Below are 22,373 nucleotides of genomic sequence, written 5' to 3'. Positions count from 1 at the left end.
AGGACAATCGATTATTTCGATTGTCCTTTTTATTATTAATTTTATATTTATACATTCTGTTGATTATTGATTTCTGCTAATGTTTGTTCTTCTGGTGTTTTACCGGCGATTACTTTTCGTTGATGCATAATTGCATTAATTTCAGCGCCAATAATGATAATAAAACCAGTAATGTATAACCAAAGCATTAATATGATAACCCCGGCGATACTACCGTATGTTTTAGAATAGTTGGCAAAATTAGAAATATAAATACTAAATAGGTAAGTCCCACCTAAAAATACAATTGTTGCAAAAATAGCACCAGGTATAACAGATTTCATTTTAATCTTCACATTAGGTGCTAATGTGTACAATACAACAAAAGCTATAAACACAATAATGAGAGGTAAAATAAATCTCACTAAGTTAAAAATAATCTTAACTTGTTCACCAAGACCGAGTGGACCAAATAGGAGTGCACCAATTTGCTGGCCGAATGTTGGTAAAATCATTGCAATTGGGAAGATAATAACCATTGCTAGTGTGAAAAGTACACTGAGTAATTTAGAGACGATAAAGTTCCTACTATCTTCAACATCGTATGCAACGTTAAATGAATTCATGATTGCGGTCATACCATTAGAAGCTGACCACAATGCCATTATTAAACCGATTGAAAGTAAGCCACTACTTGCGTTACCCATGATATCTCCAATGATAGATGATACTTGCGGTGCATAATCTGGTGGTACATGTTCTTTAATCATAGAACGAATCGTCGACTGTTTTATACCTACCATAGGAACTATAGACAATAAGAATAGTAACATTGGAAAAAGTGATAGCATAAAGTAATATGATAATTGTGCAGATAGACCTGATGCATCATCTTTACCAATACGATAAATTAAATATGAGAAAAAATTAGAATCCTTGGTATACTTTACAGGTTTATTAATTCGAGATACAAAAAATGTTTGATTTTCTTTCTTTGCTGACTTTGATTTGAATTGATCAGGTGTAATATAAGTTCGATCACGTTTCGATTTACTTTTATGTTCATTTTGAGTATGTGTTTCTTGTTCTTCCTCTTTAATTTCATTAAGGAATTCAGAAGTACTTCGTTTTTGTTTAGACATATCAAAGCTCCTTATGTATTATATTTTCATATACCACTTTAATATACTGTAAAAATTGTTTTTGGTAAATATGTGTTACGTGATTCTTTCTATAAAACTCTAATTTATCTTTTTTAAAAATATTGTTGAGACTTTTGATTGTATAAAAAAACAATACCAGAGCAAATGCGCTCTAGTATTGTTTGCAAAGTAGTTAAATAAAGTTAACCATTTAAACGATTATTTTTACGGTCTACAAATGTATCCTTTGCATCCTTTAATGAACGTTCTAATTCTGGATTGTTGCGTCTAATTTCTTCAACTACATCTTTCCAATAAAGAACTTCATCTTTAATATTCCCAATTTTTGAAGGTTTTTGTGAACGATTACCTTCTTTAGCATCTTTAATTGATTGTTTTAACGATTGGCGTGTTGATTTATCTGCTAAAGTTATAGTGCCTCCAATCACAGCACCTAATAAAATTCCCGGTATTAATTTGTTTTGCATGTCGTGTTACCCCTCTCCTAAATTTGAATCTTTAAGTATAAAATCAATTAAATTATCACAAGATGATTGTACCATTTTATATACACCTTCGAAATTATTTGTATAGTATGGATCCGGGACATCTGTTTCCTCCATATCACTAAACTCTAATAGTTTAAACAATTGTCCTTTGATATTTGGGTTGATGTTACGTATGTTTTCTACATTACTTTGATCCATTGCAATGATATAATCGAAATCATCTGTAGATGTGAATAACTCACTAATCATTCCATCAATCGAAATATTATTTCGTGATAGTATGTCTTGCGTACCTTCATGTGGTGGTTCACCGAGATTCCATTTACCTGTACCTCGTGAATACACCTTTATGTCGGTAATGTTGCGATCTTGTAATCTTTGTCTCATGATGCCTTCAGCCATAGGTGAACGACAAATATTTCCAAGACAAACAAATGCTACTGAAATCATTGTGTACCTCCAAATTGTATAATCCTAATTCCCATTTTAAAGCTTTTTTAATCATTTCTAAAGGGCATTTATGATAAAAGTTTAACAAGATAGGTAATTTTGATAAAATAAAACGTAAAAAGAGGTGAGTACTGTGACAACAAGAAATGAACAAATGATTGAAGAAATTCGTGAAAAATTAAACTTGGTTAATCAAAGTTTAATTGATCCAGAAAAATATAAGACTGCGAATGAAGAAGAAGTGCAAGAAATCCATGAGTATGTTACTTCTAAAGATTCTTTTACTCCAAGTGAAACAGCGGCTATTGCAGATGCACTTGGGCAACTTCGCAAATAAACAAAGGAGCGTGTTAATATGACAAATTTACAAGATAAGTTACAGCAATATGCGCAATTACTCGTAAATGTAGGTATGAATATACAAAAAGGGCAACCGGTATTTATTCGTTCAAGTGTAGACGCATTAGAATTGACACATTACATAGTCGAAGCTGCTTATGAAAGAGGAGCTTCAGATGTTAAGGTTGAATATAGTGATGATCGTTTAACACGTTTGAAATTTGAACATGAATCGTTAGACCATTTTGAGAATAATGAAGTTAAAGCATATGAAGTAGAAAAAAGAATGGATTATGTTAATAGAGGTGCAGCAAATCTTGCGTTAATCACTCAAGATCCAGACTTATTGAACGGAATTGAAAATGATAAATTAGGAACTTTCCAACGTGCATATTCAATTGCGTATAAAGGCTATATGGAAAAAAGTCAGAAAAATGAATTTCCATGGTGTGTGGCCGCATATCCTTCTAAAGCTTGGGCGAAACGTGTATATCCTGAGTTAAATGAGGCTGATGCATATGAGAAATTTATTGATGAAGTGTTAGATATTGTTCGTGTAGATGGCAATGATCCGGTTGAAAATTGGAAAAATCATGTTGCTAACTTAAGTAAACATGCAGAAAAATTACAAAGTAAACAATATAAAGCGCTACAATATATATCTGAAGGCACAGATTTAGAAATAGGATTACCTGATGGCCATATCTGGGAAGACGCGACAAGCTATACAAGTAAAGGACAAAAATTTGTTGCCAATATTCCTACTGAAGAAGTGTTTACTGCACCACATAGAGCGAAAGTAAATGGTTATGTAACGAATAAACTGCCATTAAGCCATAATGGTAACATTATAGATGGCTTTAAACTTACGTTCAAAGATGGTGAAGTTATAGATTTTGAAGCAGCTCAAGGGGAAGCGGTATTAAGAGATTTATTAAATACTGATGATGGTGCCAAACGTTTAGGTGAAGTTGCATTAGTACCTGATGATTCCCCAATTTCAAATAGAAATACGATTTTCTATAATACGTTATTTGATGAAAATGCATCATGTCATGTTGCATTAGGTGCTGCATATGCATTTAACCTTCAAGGTGGTACAGAAATGACTACTGAAGAGAAAATAGAGAATGGACTAAATGATTCATTAATACATGTTGACTTTATGATTGGAAGTTCGGACTTAACAATATATGGCATTACACAAGATGGTAAAAAGGAATTAGTATTTGAAAATGGTAATTGGGCATAAATTCTAATAACTGAGATATAAACGATGATGAAAATTATAATGGGAAAAATTGAATTAAATCTTGTTTGTATAAATAATTTACAGATAGGTCATACGACTTAAAGAGGGGATATGAGTATATATGGGAAATCGAAAGAGTAAGCCAATGTCAGAAGGACGTAGTGTGAAGGCTTTACAAGTTTTTCCACAAGACACTAACCACCATCACACAATGTTTGGTGGAACTATGATGGCTAATATTGATCAAATTGCTGCTATTACAGCTATGAAACATAGTAATGCACAAGTGGTGACAGCGTCTACGGATTCTGTAGACTTCTTGAAGCCAATAAAAACAGGAGATGTTGTATCTTACGAAGCGATGGTCACATTTGCAGGCACATCATCTATGGAAGTATGTGTACAAATTATAATTGAAGATGTATTGAATAATGAACGTCATTTAGCAGCACTTAGTTTTTTAACATTTGTTGCATTGGATGATCAAGGTAAGCCTGTTGGAGTCCCAGACGTATATCCTGAATCTGAAACTGAAAAATGGTTCCATGATACGGCGCCTGCTCGCGTTAAACGACGTAAAGAACGTCGAACAGAGAGTAAAAACACAATAGAATTTTTGTCGAATGTACAAAAAATAGAATAAAGTATAGGTGTTAAATTCTTAAATGATGAAACTATCTACAGAACATTATTGTTTTGTAGGTAGTTTTTTTATATGTTGTGTTGTAAGTCATTGTTTCGTAAAGCTCATCAAAGGTTTTTGACCTTTAATGGGCTTGTTATTGCTCGCTCACCTAAGTGGATGGGTCGAGCCTTGGTCTTGGCACTCATCCTAATCCCTCAGGTGTCTCGAAAACAAGACGAAGTGCATATATGTCATTACTACAAAAAATAAGACACTTCGTATAATTTAATAAACATACTAAACTAAATTAACGAGGTGTCTTATTTATAAAAATTTTAAATATATCTCAATTAACTCGACCAATGGAAACTGTAATACTTATACCTAAATCCGACATCGCACCAATTATAAATTATTTAGTAGAAACAATTTCACAAAAATGAATGCAACCATTTCTATGGTGCTTCTTCTTATCATCCTAAAAGGATGTTAAAAGTCATCGAATTTATTTTAGTCTGTAAGACGAATGTCCCAGGCGCATGTAATGTATTCACTTATAAATACTTATTACATATGATTTTATGTCATTGAATATATACGGTGCATTTGACGTTCTTTTTCTTTAAAGTCAGTGTTAGGGTAATACATATTTTTTACTAATACATTTGGACCCAAACAACTAAATTCTGAACAATGACAATTTAATGATTGTGCTAAAGGTGTTTGTAACCATTGATTAAAGACATCTGGTAATTTATCTGATTTGATATTAGAAATAGTTCCATTTTCATCACCAAAGTCAGTCACAATGACATTACCAGTAAACACATTGACATTTAATCTGTTTCGTCCGTCAGGATCATTTCTCATAGTAACATTTTCAGTATCACGTAATCGTTGAAGTAATGCTTGGTCTTGTTCATCATTGATACAAGGGTAAATAGGCAATGTACCAAATAACATCCAAGTATTAGGATCACGAAAGTCTAATAAATGATGAATTGCTTTTTTCATATCAGCTAATGGTAAGACTTCTAATTGACTGGCAAAATCAGCAGGATACATCGGATGTATTTCATGGCGACTACATTTCATATCATTTACAATTTCTTGATGTATTTTTTCTAAATGGGGTAAGGTACTTTGGTTTAACATTGTTTCTGCAGATATAAACATACCTTGTTCAGACAATGTACGTGCATTAGTAATCATTTGATCGTATAACTTTAATTTAGCTTTGATTGGTGGTTGTTTTTCCATTGCTCCAAAGCCAACATCGGTGAATGTATCAATTGTTCCCCAATTGTGAGAGATGTGCATTACATCAATATATTCTGCAATGTCTAAATATCTATCTAATGGCAATGTTAAGTTTGAGTTCATTTGGACATAGATGCCACGATCGTAGGCATATTTTAACAATGGTTTAACAACATTTCTTATAGATTTTTTAGAGAACATTGGCTCTCCACCAGTAATTGACATCGTTTTGAGGTGTGGGATTTCATCTAATCTGCGATAAATCAAATCCATTGGTAATGGGTCAGGGTCCGTTGTTTGTAATGTATAGCCTACAGCACAATGACTGCAACGCATATTACATAAATTAGTTGTCGTAAATTCTATATTACTCAACGTCAATTGATTATGTGCCTGAATATCGTTATATGATTCCCAAGCGTCGTTAGTAATCGTGATAGGTTTTTTAGTATTCACACTAGTGTTTAGCATTATTAAAACTTCCTTCTTTTTGCTTTTCTATATTTAAATGAATTGATTAGCGGTTATCATGTACAGATTGAACATTTATCATTACTAATAGCTACTTATAATGAATTAAATTATATGTAGTAATCATTATAGGTATATAAATGATTATGATAATAGTACTAATTCTTCTATTTTACTATAAATATTATTCAGACTATACCTATTTTTGTCAAATTCATGTTAGGATTAACATATCTTATATAAAGGAGTTCCTTACAAAATGAATGAAAACCAAACAATTGATCAAATTAAAACAAGATTAGAAAAATTCATTGATGACATTGATCATGTAAACCCTGATGAGGTTAGAGTGGAAGATATTGATGAATGGATCGGACTTTTAGATCAATTAGAGGAAAAAGTTAAAACAGTATCTAAATCAAATGATCAATAGTATCTATAGGTATTCAGATTTGTTTAATAATGTTTAAAACACTTTACTTTTGTCTATATAAAATATAGAACATAAAAGAGAAAGGTGATATTACATGGCTAAAAAAGTAGCAGTTATTGTAACTGATGAATTTGAAGATATTGAATTAACAAGTCCACAAGAAGCAATTGAAGAGGCTGGTCATGAAGTCGTTATTATTGGTGATGAAGCAAACAGTGAAGTCGTTGGGAAACATGGCGCAAAAGCCACTGTTGATTTAAGTATTGCTGATGCAAAACCGGAAGACTATGATGGTTTATTAATCCCAGGTGGCTTCTCACCAGACCATTTACGTGGTGATTCTGAAGGTAGATACGGTACATTTGCTAAGTACTTCACTAAAAATGACGTGCCAACATTTGCTATATGCCATGGTCCACAAATCTTAATTGACACAGATGATTTAAATGGTCGTACACTTACTGCTGTATTAAATGTACGTAAAGACTTATCTAACGCTGGTGCGCAAGTAGTCGATGAATCAGTAGTAGTTGATAAAAATATCGTAACAAGCCGTACACCAGACGATTTAGACGATTTCAATAGAGAAATCGTTAATCAACTAAATGACTAGTTATAACGTAAACACAGTGCTTGATAATTATTTAAGTCATCAACTTTAAATCATTTTGAGTCTGGGACATAAATACCCAGCATTAAGCCCATCAAAGATTTTTAATCTTTGATGGGCTTGTTATTGCTTGCATACCTTGATACCTTGGGGTTAGGTCGACCCTCGGTCTCGACACGCATCCTACTCCCTCAGGTAACTCGCAGACAAAACGCAGTTCTTATATGTTATTACTACAAAAAATAAGACACTTTATAATGAAGTAATTGAGACAGAAATTATCACTGAGGTAAACTAAGAATTGAAAAACGAGTTAAGTAATGAAGAATTAAGTAAAATTACAAAGCATTTATCAGTAAAAATCATTGATTTTATTTTAGCCTGAAAGACAAATGTCCTAAACTGTTTTATTAATCAATTTGATTAAAGCAAAAATGTTATTTTCTATTTAATAGTAGAGAGTGACATTTTTTTATTTGCTCACTATGCGAAAATAACTATTTATTTGAAGCTTTTTAAAACTTGGTATTGAGATATTCATACACCTTGCGACTGATTTTTGTACTTTCTTGTAGATAAACGTTTAAACTCTTGTTAAACTCACTTATAATATAATGAGAGCAATATAAAGGAGCTGCCGCATGAAAAGAAGCGATCGTTACAAGCAATCCACAATGCAGTCAAAAGAGAAAAATTATAATCAGCCCTACCATAACACTTATGTTCAACCGGTGAGTAAACCACAGAAAAAGAAAAAAGGTAGGGGGTTAATATTCAAAATATTATTACCAATCGTATTAATCTTCGCAATTTTTATAGGTGTTATGTATGCCTTATCTTTGCAAGCAAATGTTGATGATTTAAAGAGTATAGAAGATAAATCAAGTTATGTATCTGCTGCAGACATGCCTGACTACACTAAAGGTGCATTTGTAGCAATGGAAGATGAACGTTTTTACAAACACCATGGCTTTGATTTCAAAGGTACTTCTCGAGCATTATTTTCAACTTTAAGTGACAATAACGTTCAAGGTGGTAGTACATTAACACAACAAGTTGTTAAAAATTATTTTTATGATAACGAACAATCCATCACTCGTAAAATTAAAGAATTGTTTGTAGCGCATAGAGTTGAAAAGACATATGATAAGGATCAAATTTTAAGTTTTTACGTAAATAATATTTACTTTGGAAGTAATCAATATACAGTTGAATCAGCCGCTAATCATTATTTTGGTACAACAACGAATAAGAATAATTCAAATTTACCGCAAATTACTGTATTACAAAGTGCAATGTTGGCGAGCAAGGTGAACGCACCTAGTGTGTATGATTTAAATGATATGTCAGATAATTTTATTAATAGAGTTAAAGTTAATTTAGAAAAGATGAAACAGCAAAACTATATTACTGAAGAGCAATATCGTACAGCTATTGAACAATTAGGCGTATAAGTAGAAACTCAACATCTCTCACGTAGATGTTGAGTTTTTTGTATCAATAATTTCAATATATAAAATTGTAATTTATAATAGGATAGGTGGAACAGTATATATAGCTAATGAGGTAATATTTTTTTGAAATAAAGCTTAAAAAAACATTATAATAGTCACTATAATTCCATTCATATGTGATATAAGTTATTCTTATTAAGTGGAGTGAGTAAAATGCCGAAAATCACAAAAATAGAAGTGCAAAAAAACAATAAAGAACGATTCAATTTATACTTAGATGAAGCATTTGAAATGGGAATAGATGTTGATACTTTTGTCCAATTCAATTTGAAAAAAGGTCAAATCTTAGAAGCGAGTGATATGGAAAAGATTCAAAAATACGAGTCATATCGACAGGCTTTAAATGCAGCAATACAATACCTTTCTTATAGAAAAAGAACTGAATTTGAAGTGCAACAATATCTAGTTAAGAAAGAATTTTCTGAAATGGTAATAGCTAAAGTAATTGATTATTGTCATAAAGAAAAGTTAATTGATCATAATGATTTTGCAAATAGTTTAAAAAATACAATGATTTTGACTACTGACAAAGGTCCTGGGGTATATAAACAGAAGTTGCATCAATCTGGTATTGAAAAATCAATTATAGATGAATATGGCCAACTTTATGAAGCGGAACAACCTTTGGAAGATATTCTGAAATTAGCTAATAAAATTTGGAATCAAAAAAAGGGACCAAGTATTAAAAGAAAAGAAAAATTAACGCAATCATTATTACAAAAAGGCTATTCCTTTGAAAAGATAAAAGAAATTATGTCTGAAATGGATTTTTCACAATCTGAAGAAGAGGTTGATCTATTAATACAGAAAGATTTAGAAAAAGTTTATAATAAAAATGCAAGAAAATATACGGGTAGTCAATTGATCAATAAGACAATAGAAGGTCTTATGAGAAAAGGTTATACCTATGATAAAATCAAGTCAAAGTTAGAAGAGAGTGGTATCAATAGTGGAACAGAAGAAATTGAGTGAGATGAGTGAAATTGAATTAAGACATGAAATTCAAGGTTATAAAGAAAAAATGAGAAAAGCTGAGATGAATGGCATTTTAAATGAATATGACGTCTATCAAAGTAAAGTCATTGTGGCCGAAAGCTATTTAGTTGATAGAACTAAAATAGAAATAGGCAAAATTTATAAATTAAATGATGGTACAGATAGTTATTTTAAGGTGGAACGTCTAAAGGGCATATTTGCATGGGGATTTAGAATTAATAGTTCAGAACCTGAAGAAGGATTGCCAGTAGCATTATTAAAATTGTAGAAGGATGACGATAGAATGGGTAGTTCAATTATTTTAAAGTTACTTAATGTAACGCATTATTATAGAAATAAACAATCTAAAAAATGGTATCTACCTTTTGGTTATGATGCTGAAGATATAGAATTGAATAATATTAACCTACATATCTATCAAGGTGAGGCATTAGGTATTATTGGTGAACCAGAATCTTCTAAAGAACGTGTCGGTCGTATTTTGAGTGGTGAAATTAAACCTGATAAAGGTAAGGTTGTAAGAAAGACTGATTTATTTTATGCAGATATGCAAGATAGGTCGATGCAAGATAATACTGTACTTGATTATGTGAAAAATGCGGTATTATTATTTCCATATAAAGCATCTGAACATAAAGTAGAACAGATTTTAAAATATGCTCATTTAACAGAAGCGGAAACGACGAAGATAAATGAACTAACGGATGAAGCTTATGCGCGTCTATTATTTACGTTGGCGCGTACATCTAATGCTAATATTCTTATCTTTAACCAAGTTATCTCACATTTGGATGAGACATTTTTTGAGCGTGCAATTGAATTAACGGATGAATACATAAGCAAGAGTTTAACTATGGTCATGATAGAGGATGATGTCGAGCGTGTTGCAAGAACGAGCAATTATATAGCTTGGTTCTCACATGGTCAATTAAGAAAGGAAGGCTCGCTGAAACAAGTCCTACCGCTTTATAGAGATCATGAAATTGATCGTACTTCTTTAGAGACAGCTGAGGAAAAAGAAAATTTTGATGTGGATTGGAAAAAGTCTAGGGCACGTATACCTGAATTAACATATAACTTTAGACGCGTTGAACGTTATAATCATGTAAGACCACCAGTTTCGTTTTATAGATTTTGGAGTTTAATCAGTATATTTTTAATAGGGCTGATCATAATGGCTCTTTTAATGTTCAATGACATTGGTAAATTAAATATTAACCAAAATATTGATCAGTCTACAATTCAAAACCAACATAAAAACCCATATGAAGAAAAGCTAGCATATGGAATAGTACTTGCTGATTCTGTGAAATTAGATAGCATGCAGAATACTGCTGCAAAGACAGTTGCTAAATATGGATTTGTTACCATAACAGGAGAAAATACAAAATATTACCGTGTGGTAGTAGACAACAAGAATTATAGAATAGCGAAAAACAAATTACGTTATTTTGATCCAGCAGGTTTGTTTGAATCACATAGTTTTAAAAGTATAGCACCATATATGCATAAAAATTATAGTAACTATAATGAATTTTTTAACAGTCATTTACATAAAAAGCATGGCAAAGTGACAGATTCGTTAGTACCAGAAACTGATAAAGATAATCGATTTGTTGTACCAATTGTACAACAGCCTATAGCAATGATTTTCAATGATCAAAATAAATTAACAGGCTTTACTATTCCGATAAAGGATAAAGATAAATTGAAAAAGAAATTTGATATTGAAGGTGACTTCTGGATTACTAAATCAGGTGACGGTTACTATATGGCAGATTTAAAAAATAATAAATGGTTATATATTGAATTGTAGGTGTGAATAATGATAGATAGTTTGATTAATTTTTATAAAAATATACCATATCTGTTAAAACATGTTTTGGTACGTTTTAAAGAAAGATGGATATGGTTTGTTGCGCCATTCGTTGCTAGCATTATTATCTTATTTATTATGATGTTGGTATTTAAAATGAATAACACTGAAGAAATAAAACAAGCGCGTGCGTATTATCGATTAGCAGCACTTACAAGCTTTTCTTTTATGTGGATAACGATTTACCAAGTTTATTTGATTTATAAGAAAGATTACTTCATTAGTAAGTTATATAATATAAATCCGATTTTCCAAAATATTATTATTACTATAGCGTCTAGTATCTTAATGTTTATTTCACTCATTATTATCATTTTTGCGACGCCAGTTAATATAGAAAGCTCTGTTATTTCCACATTATATTATGTGATTATGGCTTTAATATTCATGGTTGTTGTATCAACTATTATGGGTTTAATTTCTATATTAACAACGAAATTAAATTTAATATATTACATTATTTCAGCGATAACATTTTTTATTGTGCCAATTATTTTTATTCCAACTACAAATGAAGGTATTGTGACACATATTTTAATGTTAAACCCGGTATATTATCTTATTGAGGGCGTTTCCCAGTCTGTCGTTTTAGGTGCGTTGAGTTTAAATAATTTGCCATATCATATTTACTTCTATTTATTTATTGGATTGTTATGTGTCATTATATATGCTTTGTATCGTACAATTGCTAATAAAAAATATATATTTTTCGCACGTAAACAACAAAAAATAGCTAGCCAAACTGAAATTAATGATGAAGATTCTGAAGCAGTTCAAAATTCAAATCCTTCTTAATAGATACGTAATTAAAAAATAACCCTTAGCTATCATTGTCAACGACTTAGACAAGATAGTTAAGGGTTATTTTAATTGCAAAATCTAACTTAGCATTCTAAACAAATTTCAAATTGTTATTTTGCAAAAAGTTTTTTTTGCAGTTTATCTTCACTAAATACCCAACCAATATAGGAATGATCGATAGTATTATCCGAATCTAGATGTGCAATGGCAACAAAGGAATAGTGTCCGTTTTTTAAATAACGTAAATCAATCAAACGAATTTCAGTAGTACCATCATCATTTTTAGTCGCTTGCCAACGATAAATAGAAGAAAAGTTTAGAAAAGTTTTAATGTTTTTATCGTTTTTTACATAATCCATTAAATCGTCACTTGGAAAAGGATGACGTTTTGATTTATCACTAAATACAATATTTCTACTAAAACTTCGACCAACGTAATCATATGACTCTGTTTGAATAGCCACGCGCCACTCAAAAAATTTCATTGTTGGTGCCACGAAAACTTTGACCGGTTGATGCTCTTGTTGTATCTGTTGCAGTGCACGTTTTTTAATAATTGCTTGCATTCGAAACCGAATTATATAATATATAACAAGTACGCCAATTAAAGGGAAAAACACAGCAAAAGGATGTAATCCAATTACCCAAAGTGCAATGCCAATACACCATATTACAAAAATAATTGGATCGAATGTATTAATGACGCTAAGTTGAATCCATTTATTCGTAATAGGTCTCAATGCTTGTGTACCATATGAGTTGAATATATCTACAAATACATGTAAAAAAACTGCGAGTTGCGCCCATAACCATATATGAGTGATATCAACATTTTTAAAGAAAGTGAAAATAAATAATGCTATTAATAGAGGCCATAATATTGTAAAAGGGATTGAATGTGTGATACCTCTATGATTTGATATATAAGTTGCATTATCTTTTAACTTTAGCACTGTATCACCGTCAGGAATGAGGGAGCCAACTACTAAAGTTGTTGCAGTTGCTGCAAAAGACCCAGCCATTGCAGGATCTTGAGTTGCTAAAGCGGTTAAGCCTATGCCCATGACAATATGTGTAGCTGTGTCCATAATGTTTCACTCATTTCGTATCAATGTTACATTTATTATAATCGAATTTTTAAAATAATAAAAATATCCCAACTAATTAAAAGAAAAAAATTACGTGAAAAATAGAAAGAGATGTGTGTGATGTTTAAAGAAAATGAATTTAAAACGAATTTAGTTACATGGTTTGATGAAAATCAACGTGAAATGCCTTGGAGAGAAACATCCAATCCATATTATATATGGTTGAGCGAAGTGATGTTACAACAAACACAAGTAAAAACAGTTATAGATTATTATCTTAGATTTACGAAAAGGTTTCCCACAATTGAAGATTTAAGTAACGCACATGAAGATGATGTATTAAAATACTGGGAAGGATTGGGCTACTATAGTAGGGCTAGAAATTTTCATACAGCAATTAAAGAAGTCGCTGATAAATTTCAGGGGAAAGTGCCTGATGACCCACAACAATTTGCCGATTTAAAAGGTGTAGGACCATATACACAAGCTGCGGTTATGAGCATTGCATTTAACCAACCATTGGCGACGGTTGATGGAAATGTCTTTAGAGTTTGGTCTAGGTTAAATAATGATTACAGGGATACCAAATTACAGTCAACAAGAAAAGCATTTGAACAAGAATTATTACCATATGTACAAAATGAATCTGGTACATTTAATCAAGCTATGATGGAATTAGGGGCACTCATTTGTACACCTAAATCGCCTCTCTGTCTATTTTGTCCGGTTCAAACACAGTGTGAAGCATTTGAGAAAGGGACAGTATTGGAATTACCTGTCAAAACAACAAAAGTAAAGAAAAGACATATAAAGCAACATGTTTATATCGTGAAAAATGAAAATAATGAATATTTAATTGAACAACGAACACAAAAATTACTTAATCAAATGTGGGAATTTCCAATGTATGAGGCTGAAAGCAATGAAAGTATACAGCAAACGTTAGGACAGGAGATTTCATTTAATGAAAAGCCTGTATATACATTAAAACATCAATTCACTCACATTACATGGGATATATCAGTGTTTGTTGCCGAATCAACGATAACAAAAAATTCACTTGTATTACCTGAAAATATGACCTGGATGAAACTTACAGATAAAGCATCATATAACTTTCCAGTAAGTATGACTAAAATTTATAATCATATTTGTCAGTCAGAGTAGGTCTAAACTCGTTGCAAGAAACAAAGATATGTTATAATTTAACTTGTGAAATCTAAGAAAAGGTGGTGTGGAGCATGGTTAAAGAATCCATACCTAAAGAAGGACAGACGATAAAGATTCAAAGTTATAAACATGATGGTAATATTCATCGTGTGTGGTCTGAAACTACTATATTAAAAGGTACGGATCATGTTGTAATCGGTGGAAATGATCATACTTTGGTCACTGAAAGCGATAGTAGAACATGGATAACGAGAGAACCAGCGATTGTTTATTTTCATTCTGAATATTGGTTTAATGTGATATGTATGTTTAGAGAAGATGGTGTATATTACTATTGCAATCTTTCGTCACCCTTTGTGTGTGATGAAGAAGCGTTAAAATATATCGATTATGATTTAGACATAAAGGTTTATCCAAATGGCAAATATCATTTGCTAGATGAAGATGAATATGAACAACATATGAAACAAATGAATTATTCATCTGATATTGATGAAATATTAAGACGTAATGTCGATATTTTACAACAATGGATAGAACAAAAGAAAGGACCTTTTGCTCCCGACTTTATCAAAGTGTGGCGTGAAAGATATAAGAAAGTAAGAAATTATTAAGCATATTTAATGAGATAAGTTAGATAATCATTTATAGTAATATAGGTATGTCTTACAAAATGTAGTTATGCTATATTTTGTGAAAAATATAACTGTAATCGCTAGCGTAATGATTAACTAACTAAGATAATGCGTTTACAACAGCCTTAGTTGAATTTCAACTTGGGCTGTTTCATTTGTAATAATATTTTTGGGGGGAAATGTATTATGATTCGCAGATATTTAAAGTTTGTGCAACCATATAAATGGCGAATCATTGCTACAATTATTATTGGTATTATTAAATTTGGTATCCCTATGTTAATTCCGTTATTAATTAAATTTGTTATTGATGATGTAATAAATAACGGTGACATATCGACACCAGAAAAATTCACAAGATTATCTATTGCTCTGGGTATAGCAGCATTTATTTTTGTGATTGTCAGACCACCAATAGAATTTTTAAGGCAATATTTGGCACAATGGACAAGTAACAAAATTTTGTACGATATTAGAAAGAAATTATATAACCATTTGCAAGCATTGAGCGCTCGTTTTTATGCTAATAACCAAGCAGGACAAGTTATTTCAAGGGTGATTAATGATGTAGAACAGACAAAAGATTTTATACTTACTGGCTTAATGAATATCTGGCTAGACTGTATAACAATTGTGATTGCACTCAGTATTATGATGTTTTTAGATGTGAAATTAACATTGGCAGCAATCGTAATCTTCCCGTTCTATATTCTAACTGTTTATTTTTTCTTTGGCCGTTTGAGAAAGTTAACACGTAAGAGATCTCAAGCACTAGCAGAGGTTCAAGGATTTTTACATGAACGAGTTCAAGGTATGTCTGTCATTAAGAGTTTTGCTATTGAAGATAATGAAGAGAAAAATTTCGATAGACATAATAGACACTTTTTAGATCGTGCGTTTAAACATACTAGATGGAATGCCTACTCATTTTCAGCAATTAATACTGTGACAGATATTGGTCCAATTATCGTAATCGGCGTGGGTGCGTATTTTGCGATTACAGGAAATATTACAGTTGGTACTTTGGCTGCATTTGTGAGTTACTTAGAACAACTATTTGGACCGCTTCGTCGATTAGTTTCTTCATTTACAACATTAACTCAAAGTTTCGCGTCTATGGATCGCGTATTTCAATTAATGGATGAAGGCTACGATATAAAAAATAAAAAAGGCGCATTACCAATTGAAATTAAAAAAGGTCATATTGAACTAGATCATGTTAGTTTCAAATATAACAGTGATGAATCTACTATATTAAATAATATAAATCTTGATATTAAACAAGGTGAAACAGTAGCATTTGTTGGTATGAGTGGTGGAGGTAAATCAACCTTAATTAATTTGATACCAAGATTCTACGATGTTTCTGATGGTGAAATTCGTATTGATGGTACAAATATTAAGTCGTATCTTACGGGTAGTTTAAGAAATCAAATAGGTTTAGTGCAACAAGATAATATATTATTTTCTGATACAATCAAAGAAAATATTTTACTTGGGCGACCAGATGCAACTGATGAAGAAGTGATAGCAGCGGCTAAAATGGCGAATGCTCACGACTTTATCATGGATTTATCTGAAGGATATGACACTGAAGTTGGTGAAAGAGGCGTAAAATTATCAGGTGGTCAGAAGCAAAGAGTTTCAATTGCACGTATATTCTTGAATAATCCACCAATTATCATTCTAGATGAAGCGACAAGTGCATTAGATTTAGAAAGTGAAGCCATTATTCAAGATGCGTTAAATGTATTAAGTAGAGATCGTACAACGTTAATTGTGGCTCATAGATTATCTACCATTACACATGCTGATAAAATTGTGGTTATTGAAAATGGAGAAATTGTTGAAGTTGGTAATCACGAAACCTTATTGAGTAAAAAAGGTGCGTACGAACATTTATACAGTATACAAAATCTTTAACAATATATAGTAGAAACCCCAAACACTAATAGTTAAGTTAGTGTTTGGGGTTCTTTTGTTATAAGTCAAAATCTTCTGCCTCAATATCAATTTCATTGTCATTACGATGATAAGAAAAGAAACTGATACGCAATCGGTCGAGATGTTCGAGTATATATCGGTATTCTTCGATTGCTGCAATGATTTGCATTATATTTGCATATGAATATTCTGTTTGATAAGGCGATTTAATAATTTCCTTTTGAAAGGCATCCATTAAATCTTTCTTTTGTGGATTTTCAATTTGACTATCTAGTTGACCTACATCATATCTTGCTCTTTTGGATAGACTGACAAATATTTGCTCATGATATGCAATAAGCGTATCAATTTCTAACTTTATTTGTAGTAATAATTCGTGGTTGAGATTGTGCAAGTCATTTTGATAGCGATTCATTCTCTTTAATACTTCATACGCTTGTCTAGTACTACGAACGACTTCTTTAAATAGTATCTTCTTCCTATTTTGTGAAAAGACGTGCTTCTTGGTCCATGGATTTTCCTCTTCGTAATAGCCAAATACCTGTTCTAATCTATTGATACGCTTACTAATCAATCCTCTATCTTCTTTAATGTTCTGATATTCAGAAGTATCATTCAAGACTAATTTAAACCACACGAATATGTCAGAGCATATGTTTTGAGAATTATAGTATATTTTCGATTCGAATTTTGGTGGTAAAAATAACAGATTAACAACAGATGAACTTAAGACGCCAATCATAACAAGTACGAAACGATAAAATGCAGATATATAAAAGTTTCCAGTGTGCTGTCCCATAATTATCAATGCTGTCACACTCGCTAAAGTCGCCACATGTGCGAGGTTAAATCGGAATAATATAGCTATTAATAAGATGACAGTGACTCCTAATATGACTACATTATTACCAAATACTGTAACCATAGCTACAGCTAATAAAGCTCCTACTACATTACCAAGTGCTTGTTCTGATACAATCTTTAACGATCGATAGACACTTGGTTGCATTGCGACTACTGCACTGACACCAGCAATTGCTTTTAATCCAGCTTCATTAGGTAGTAGAGAAGCGATAAACAAAGCAAGTATAATAGCTATACCTGTTTTGAGAATACGAGCTCCTAATTTCAAATGTACCGCTCCTTCATCATAAAATATTATTTTTTATTTATACTTGTTATACAACGATTGTCGATAAAATTCAAGTTTATTTCATTTGGCTAAATGCATAGTCAGCAGCAGCTAAAGTTTGGTCAATTTCTTTTTCAGTATGTTCTGTAGTTAAGAACCATGCCTCAAATTTGGAAGGTGCTAAATTAATCCCTTGATTCAACATTAATTTAAAGAATTTTGCAAAGGCTTCTCCATCTGAATTCTCTGCTTGATCATAGTGTGTTACTTTTTCATCTGTAAAATAGAGTGTCAATGCGCCATAGACTCTATTTACTGTTGCAGTAATGTTATGTTTACTAATTAATTCATTTAATCCATCTTCTAATCTTTTACCTAAATTATCAAGGTGTTCATAAACACCATCTTGTTCAAGAACTTCTAATAAAGCTATGCCAGCTTTCATTGAAAGAGGGTTACCTGCCATTGTACCAGCTTGATAAGCAGGGCCTAAAGGTGCAACTTGCTCCATAATGTCTTGTTTACCACCATATCCGCCGATAGGAAGTCCGCCTCCGATGATTTTTCCAAAAGCCGTTAAATCAGGATAAACTTTATATAAATCTTGGGCGCCGCCATAATGGAATCTAAATGCTGTGATAACTTCATCATAAATTACTAAACTACCATTATTATGTGTAAGTTCATTAACTTGTTCTAGGAAACCTGGTTTTGGTTCCACCATACCAAAGTTTCCAACTATTGGTTCAACTAATACACAAGCTATATCATCTCCCCAATATTCCAATGCTTCTTTATATGATTCAATATCATTGTAAGGAACTGTAATTACTTCCTTTGCAACACTTTCAGGAACACCTGCAGAGTCAGGGGAACCTAATTGGGATGGCCCACTACCAGCAGCTACTAATACTAGATCTGAATGTCCATGATATTGACCAGCAAATTTCACAATTTTATTACGCTTAGTATATGCACGAGCTACTCTGATTGTGGTCATCACAGCTTCTGTTCCAGAATTAACAAATCTTATTTTTTCTAAAGAAGGAATTGCATCGCGTAATTTTTTAGCAAAATCAATTTCTAGTTCTGTAGGGGTACCATATAACACACCAGAAGCAGCCTGTTCTTGAATTGCTTTAGTAATATGTGGATGTGCATGACCAGTAATGATAGGTCCGTATGCCTGTAGATAGTCAATATATTTATTTCCATCAACATCAAATAAGAAAGGACCTTGTCCAGAACGCATCATTACAGGAGCGCCACCTCCAACGGCTTTATATGAGCGAGAAGGTGAGTTCACCCCTCCTAATATATATTCATTAGATGCTTGTTGAAGTCTTTCACTTTCAGTAAAATTCATTAATATCAACCTCTTTTAATTTAATATTTTCGCCTATTATCGTATCATAAAATTAATAATAAACAGAATAGGGTGAGTTTGATGTTGAAAAAAGGCGATATATTTCCACAATTTAACTTAGAAAATCAAAATGGTGAAGTTATTTCTAATGAAACAATTAAAGGTAATAAGACAGTACTTTACTTCTATCCAAGAGATAATACACCTACTTGTACTACGGAGGCTTGTGACTTTAGAGATAACTTGGCTAGCTTTAATGAACTAGGTGTTAATGTATTTGGTATTAGTGGTGATAGTAAGAAAAAGCACCAAAACTTTATTGAAAAATTAGGGTTAAATTTTGATTTGCTAGTTGATGAAGATTTCCAATTATCCAAAGCTACAGGTGTTTATCAATTGAAGAAATCATTCGGTAAAGAATCTATGGGAATTGTTCGAACAACATTTATATTAGATGAAGAAGGAAAAGTCATAGATGTTATTGAAAAAGTAAAAGTAAAAACACAGATGGAAACACTTAAGAATATATTGGGGTGATGTTAGGTGAAAGTCGTAAGTTTGAAAAGATTAGGAGATTTGGAACAAGAGCTGACAAATCGGTTTCCAGATGTCGAATTTCTTTTTACTAAAGGTGTAAATGAAATTGCTAAATCTGATAGATCAACGCTCGATATTTTAATTGGCTATGATAGCAATTTAGATGAAAGCTTTTTAACTGAATGTCCAAACTTAAAATGGATAGCATGGTATGCAACGGGTGTTAATAAACTGCCGTTAAATTATATAGCTAATCAAAATATTTTATTGACAAATGGTAAAGGAATTCATGCAAAACAAATGGCAGAGTTTATTACTGCCTTCATCTTAGATGATTATAAAAAAATGAGAACCTCATATATAAACCAACAGAATAAAGTATATGATTCCAAACTAACAGCAGATAGAGTGGGTAAACAAACCGTACTTTTTTTAGGTACAGGAACAATTGCTCAAAGAACAGCGCATGTGTTACAAGCTTTAGATATGAATATTATAGGTATTAATACTACAGGGCATAAAGTAAATGGTATTAATAAGACATATCCATTAAAGGAGTTATTGAGTGTATTACCGGAAGCGGATATAGTAGTTAACACATTGCCAGAAACCGAGAACACGATTCATCTATTAACAAGTGAGCATTTCTCACAAATGAAAAATACAGCATTATTTATAAATGTTGGTAGAGGATCCGTAGTTAAAGAAGATATATTGATTAAAGTGTTGAAGGATAGCGTAATAAGACATGCTTATCTGGACGTTTTTGAGAAAGAGCCTTTAACGCAACAAAATGAACTGTTTAATTTATCAAATGTAACAATAACTGCTCATATTACAGGAAATGGAAAGGAAAACTTCCAAGAAGCTACAGATTTATTTGCAAAGAATCTAACTCATTTTCTCAATAACAACCATCTAATTGAGAATGAAGTTGATGCGAAACAAGGTTATTAGTGGATTATAATGTTTGTATATTGACATATTCCTTAATTAGAAGTTATATTTATATTAAGTAATAATAATTATTAAATAGAAAGATGGTGAACGATATGAGTGCAGAGATGGACACAATTGAACATGAGTTAGAAGATTCAATAGCATCTTTAAGAAATGCAGGGATTAGAATCACACCTCAAAGACAAGCAATATTAAAGTATCTTATTGCATCAGAGACACATCCTACTGCTGATGAAATTTATCAAGCACTTTCACCTGATTTTCCAAATATTAGTGTTGCGACAATATATAATAACTTACGTGTCTTTAAGGATATTGGACTCGTTAAAGAATTACCTTATGGTGATTCCTCTAGCCGATTTGACTTTAATACACATAATCACTACCATGTGATCTGTGAGAGTTGTGGTAAGATTGTAGACTTCCATTATCCACAGTTAGATGAAGTGGAACAATTAGCACAACATGTAACAGACTTTAATGTTACGCATCACCGAATGGAAATTTATGGACTATGCAAAGATTGCCAAGATAAAAAGTAAGAGTAACATTGTTATAAATAACTAACTATAGAAGAAACACGTCTCAATTTGATTGATTCGTGTTTTTTTATTTCAAAATTTATAACAATTAAAGTTACTGCTAAATTAATCAAGTCAGTGATTTTGAATATTTATAATACGAAAATTGAAACATTTTTATAATTATGATGCTTAAAATCATGAAAATGAGGTAAAATATAAGCAATATAGCCACAAATATTTACACTATTTTAAATCTATGTACATATTATCGATAATTAGTAATTACAAAGGTAAAATTAAACCTAAAAATATTGATAAATATGATTGACGATTACGAATTCTCTTGATATTATATAAAAGTCGTCAAAACAAGGCGGCGAACGAATTTAACTTCTCAAACAAATATTTAAAAAGTGTAAATTTGACACTTGTTAATGTGGTTGAAAGGTTATACAATATTAAATGTTGAGTTAACAAACGCAACAAACTTAATAAAATAAAAAAAGAAATTTATTCTTGACTTAATAAAAACTTAATGTTAAAATAAATTCTTGTAACACATTAATGAACATTGAAAACTGAATTGCAATATGTCAACGTTAATTCCGAACACAACGATAATCGTTGGTTCAAAAAAACGTGTTAATGATAACACAAATTAGTATTTTATGAGCTAATCAAACATCATAATTTTTTATGGAGAGTTTGATCCTGGCTCAGGATGAACGCTGGCGGCGTGCCTAATACATGCAAGTCGAGC

The 22,373-nt window shown here is 31.6% G+C and carries 23 protein-coding genes and 1 rRNA gene; 17 read left to right on the top strand and 7 right to left on the bottom strand.

Annotated features, from left to right (window positions below; translation table 11 throughout):
- Window positions 1-47: 47 nt before the first annotated feature.
- The 3 genes from ACF91D_RS21110 to ACF91D_RS21100 form a co-directional block, all read right to left on the bottom strand.
- Complete coding sequence (locus ACF91D_RS21110) at window positions 48-1,121, bottom strand: YihY/virulence factor BrkB family protein (RefSeq protein ID WP_107526966.1); 1,074 nt, start codon at window positions 1,119-1,121, stop codon at window positions 48-50.
- Between the two features lie 203 nt (window positions 1,122-1,324).
- Entirely contained in the window at window positions 1,325-1,609 is a 285-nt protein-coding gene (locus tag ACF91D_RS21105; protein ID WP_042739173.1) for a magnesium transporter CorA family protein, read from the bottom strand.
- A gap of 6 nt (window positions 1,610-1,615) precedes the next feature.
- Window positions 1,616-2,080 carry a low molecular weight protein-tyrosine-phosphatase gene (locus ACF91D_RS21100; RefSeq protein WP_107526967.1) on the bottom strand — a complete coding sequence of 155 codons (465 nt, stop codon included), beginning with the start codon at window positions 2,078-2,080 and terminating at the stop codon, window positions 1,616-1,618.
- A gap of 154 nt (window positions 2,081-2,234) precedes the next feature.
- Between ACF91D_RS21100 and ACF91D_RS21095 the strand changes: the two genes are divergently transcribed.
- The 3 genes from ACF91D_RS21095 to ACF91D_RS21085 all read left to right on the top strand — a co-directional run bounded on the left by ACF91D_RS21095 (window position 2,235) and on the right by ACF91D_RS21085 (window position 4,314).
- A complete protein-coding gene (locus tag ACF91D_RS21095) occupies window positions 2,235-2,417 on the top strand; it encodes a DUF1128 family protein (RefSeq protein WP_082039199.1) in 183 nt (60 codons plus the stop codon).
- Window positions 2,418-2,435: 18 nt separating this feature from the next.
- Window positions 2,436-3,671, top strand: coding sequence for an aminopeptidase (locus ACF91D_RS21090; protein ID WP_119624575.1), 1,236 nt, complete (start codon window positions 2,436-2,438; stop codon window positions 3,669-3,671).
- A 121-nt stretch (window positions 3,672-3,792) separates the two neighbouring features.
- Window positions 3,793-4,314: an acyl-CoA thioesterase gene (locus ACF91D_RS21085; protein ID WP_042739169.1), complete on the top strand. Its 522-nt coding sequence runs from the start codon at window positions 3,793-3,795 to the stop codon at window positions 4,312-4,314.
- Between the two features lie 561 nt (window positions 4,315-4,875).
- Here the strand turns inward: ACF91D_RS21085 and yfkAB are convergent.
- Window positions 4,876-6,027 (bottom strand): radical SAM/CxCxxxxC motif protein YfkAB, encoded by a 1,152-nt coding sequence (yfkAB, locus tag ACF91D_RS21080; protein ID WP_107526969.1) that lies wholly within the window; start codon window positions 6,025-6,027, stop codon window positions 4,876-4,878.
- A 259-nt stretch (window positions 6,028-6,286) separates the two neighbouring features.
- Between yfkAB and ACF91D_RS21075 the strand changes: the two genes are divergently transcribed.
- From ACF91D_RS21075 to ACF91D_RS21045, 7 genes are all read left to right on the top strand, one after another.
- On the top strand, window positions 6,287-6,460 hold the full coding sequence (locus ACF91D_RS21075; protein WP_107513199.1) for an SE1561 family protein: 174 nt from the start codon (window positions 6,287-6,289) through the stop codon (window positions 6,458-6,460).
- A gap of 94 nt (window positions 6,461-6,554) precedes the next feature.
- Window positions 6,555-7,073, top strand: a complete 519-nt coding sequence (locus ACF91D_RS21070) for a type 1 glutamine amidotransferase domain-containing protein (RefSeq protein WP_042739167.1) — start codon at window positions 6,555-6,557, stop codon at window positions 7,071-7,073.
- Between the two features lie 638 nt (window positions 7,074-7,711).
- Entirely contained in the window at window positions 7,712-8,524 is an 813-nt protein-coding gene (sgtB, locus tag ACF91D_RS21065; protein ID WP_042739166.1) for a monofunctional peptidoglycan glycosyltransferase SgtB, read from the top strand.
- Window positions 8,525-8,737: 213 nt separating this feature from the next.
- A complete protein-coding gene (recX, locus tag ACF91D_RS21060) occupies window positions 8,738-9,556 on the top strand; it encodes a recombination regulator RecX (protein WP_107590095.1) in 819 nt (272 codons plus the stop codon).
- Entirely contained in the window at window positions 9,534-9,848 is a 315-nt protein-coding gene (locus ACF91D_RS21055; protein WP_042739164.1) for a YfhH family protein, read from the top strand. The genes recX and ACF91D_RS21055 overlap by 23 nt, the downstream gene beginning before the upstream one ends.
- Window positions 9,849-9,863: 15 nt before the next feature.
- A complete protein-coding gene (locus ACF91D_RS21050) occupies window positions 9,864-11,396 on the top strand; it encodes an ATP-binding cassette domain-containing protein (protein WP_107528022.1) in 1,533 nt (510 codons plus the stop codon).
- A 9-nt stretch (window positions 11,397-11,405) separates the two neighbouring features.
- Window positions 11,406-12,251: a sugar ABC transporter permease gene (locus tag ACF91D_RS21045; protein WP_119624574.1), complete on the top strand. Its 846-nt coding sequence runs from the start codon at window positions 11,406-11,408 to the stop codon at window positions 12,249-12,251.
- Window positions 12,252-12,367: 116 nt separating this feature from the next.
- Here the strand turns inward: ACF91D_RS21045 and ACF91D_RS21040 are convergent, their stop codons facing one another.
- Window positions 12,368-13,345: a metal-dependent hydrolase gene (locus tag ACF91D_RS21040; RefSeq protein WP_107527640.1), complete on the bottom strand. Its 978-nt coding sequence runs from the start codon at window positions 13,343-13,345 to the stop codon at window positions 12,368-12,370.
- 120 nt (window positions 13,346-13,465) lie between these two features.
- Between ACF91D_RS21040 and mutY the strand changes: the two genes are divergently transcribed.
- The 3 genes from mutY (at window position 13,466) to ACF91D_RS21025 (ending at window position 17,073) form a co-directional block, all read left to right on the top strand.
- On the top strand, window positions 13,466-14,512 hold the full coding sequence (gene mutY / locus ACF91D_RS21035) for an A/G-specific adenine glycosylase (protein WP_107527639.1): 1,047 nt from the start codon (window positions 13,466-13,468) through the stop codon (window positions 14,510-14,512).
- 74 nt (window positions 14,513-14,586) lie between these two features.
- Entirely contained in the window at window positions 14,587-15,129 is a 543-nt protein-coding gene (gene ntdP, locus ACF91D_RS21030; protein ID WP_042739159.1) for a nucleoside tri-diphosphate phosphatase, read from the top strand.
- 207 nt (window positions 15,130-15,336) lie between these two features.
- Window positions 15,337-17,073 (top strand): ABC transporter ATP-binding protein, encoded by a 1,737-nt coding sequence (locus tag ACF91D_RS21025; RefSeq protein WP_107527638.1) that lies wholly within the window; start codon window positions 15,337-15,339, stop codon window positions 17,071-17,073.
- A gap of 58 nt (window positions 17,074-17,131) precedes the next feature.
- On the opposite strand, the gene ACF91D_RS21020 is transcribed toward ACF91D_RS21025, so the two are convergent.
- Together ACF91D_RS21020 and ACF91D_RS21015 are read right to left on the bottom strand one after the other, a co-directional pair.
- Window positions 17,132-18,226 (bottom strand): FUSC family protein, encoded by a 1,095-nt coding sequence (locus ACF91D_RS21020; protein WP_107527637.1) that lies wholly within the window; start codon window positions 18,224-18,226, stop codon window positions 17,132-17,134.
- Window positions 18,227-18,302: 76 nt separating this feature from the next.
- Complete coding sequence (locus tag ACF91D_RS21015; RefSeq protein WP_042739156.1) at window positions 18,303-19,592, bottom strand: glutamate-1-semialdehyde 2,1-aminomutase; 1,290 nt, start codon at window positions 19,590-19,592, stop codon at window positions 18,303-18,305.
- Between the two features lie 81 nt (window positions 19,593-19,673).
- Between ACF91D_RS21015 and bcp the strand changes: the two genes are divergently transcribed.
- The 4 genes from bcp to ACF91D_RS20995 all read left to right on the top strand — a co-directional run.
- Window positions 19,674-20,129 (top strand): thioredoxin-dependent thiol peroxidase, encoded by a 456-nt coding sequence (bcp, locus tag ACF91D_RS21010; RefSeq protein ID WP_107527636.1) that lies wholly within the window; start codon window positions 19,674-19,676, stop codon window positions 20,127-20,129.
- Between the two features lie 6 nt (window positions 20,130-20,135).
- Complete coding sequence (locus ACF91D_RS21005) at window positions 20,136-21,086, top strand: phosphoglycerate dehydrogenase (protein WP_119624573.1); 951 nt, start codon at window positions 20,136-20,138, stop codon at window positions 21,084-21,086.
- 95 nt (window positions 21,087-21,181) lie between these two features.
- A complete protein-coding gene (gene perR / locus ACF91D_RS21000) occupies window positions 21,182-21,631 on the top strand; it encodes a peroxide-responsive transcriptional repressor PerR (RefSeq protein ID WP_042739153.1) in 450 nt (149 codons plus the stop codon).
- 675 nt (window positions 21,632-22,306) lie between these two features.
- Window positions 22,307-22,373: ribosomal RNA gene (locus ACF91D_RS20995) — 16S ribosomal RNA — on the top strand; the annotation flags it as partial.

This window comes from Staphylococcus sp. 231237_7MaSpsaltlick (assembly GCF_043107035.1).
The sequence above is the reverse complement of the archived record's forward strand: the minus strand, read 5'-3'. Positions and strand labels throughout refer to the sequence as shown.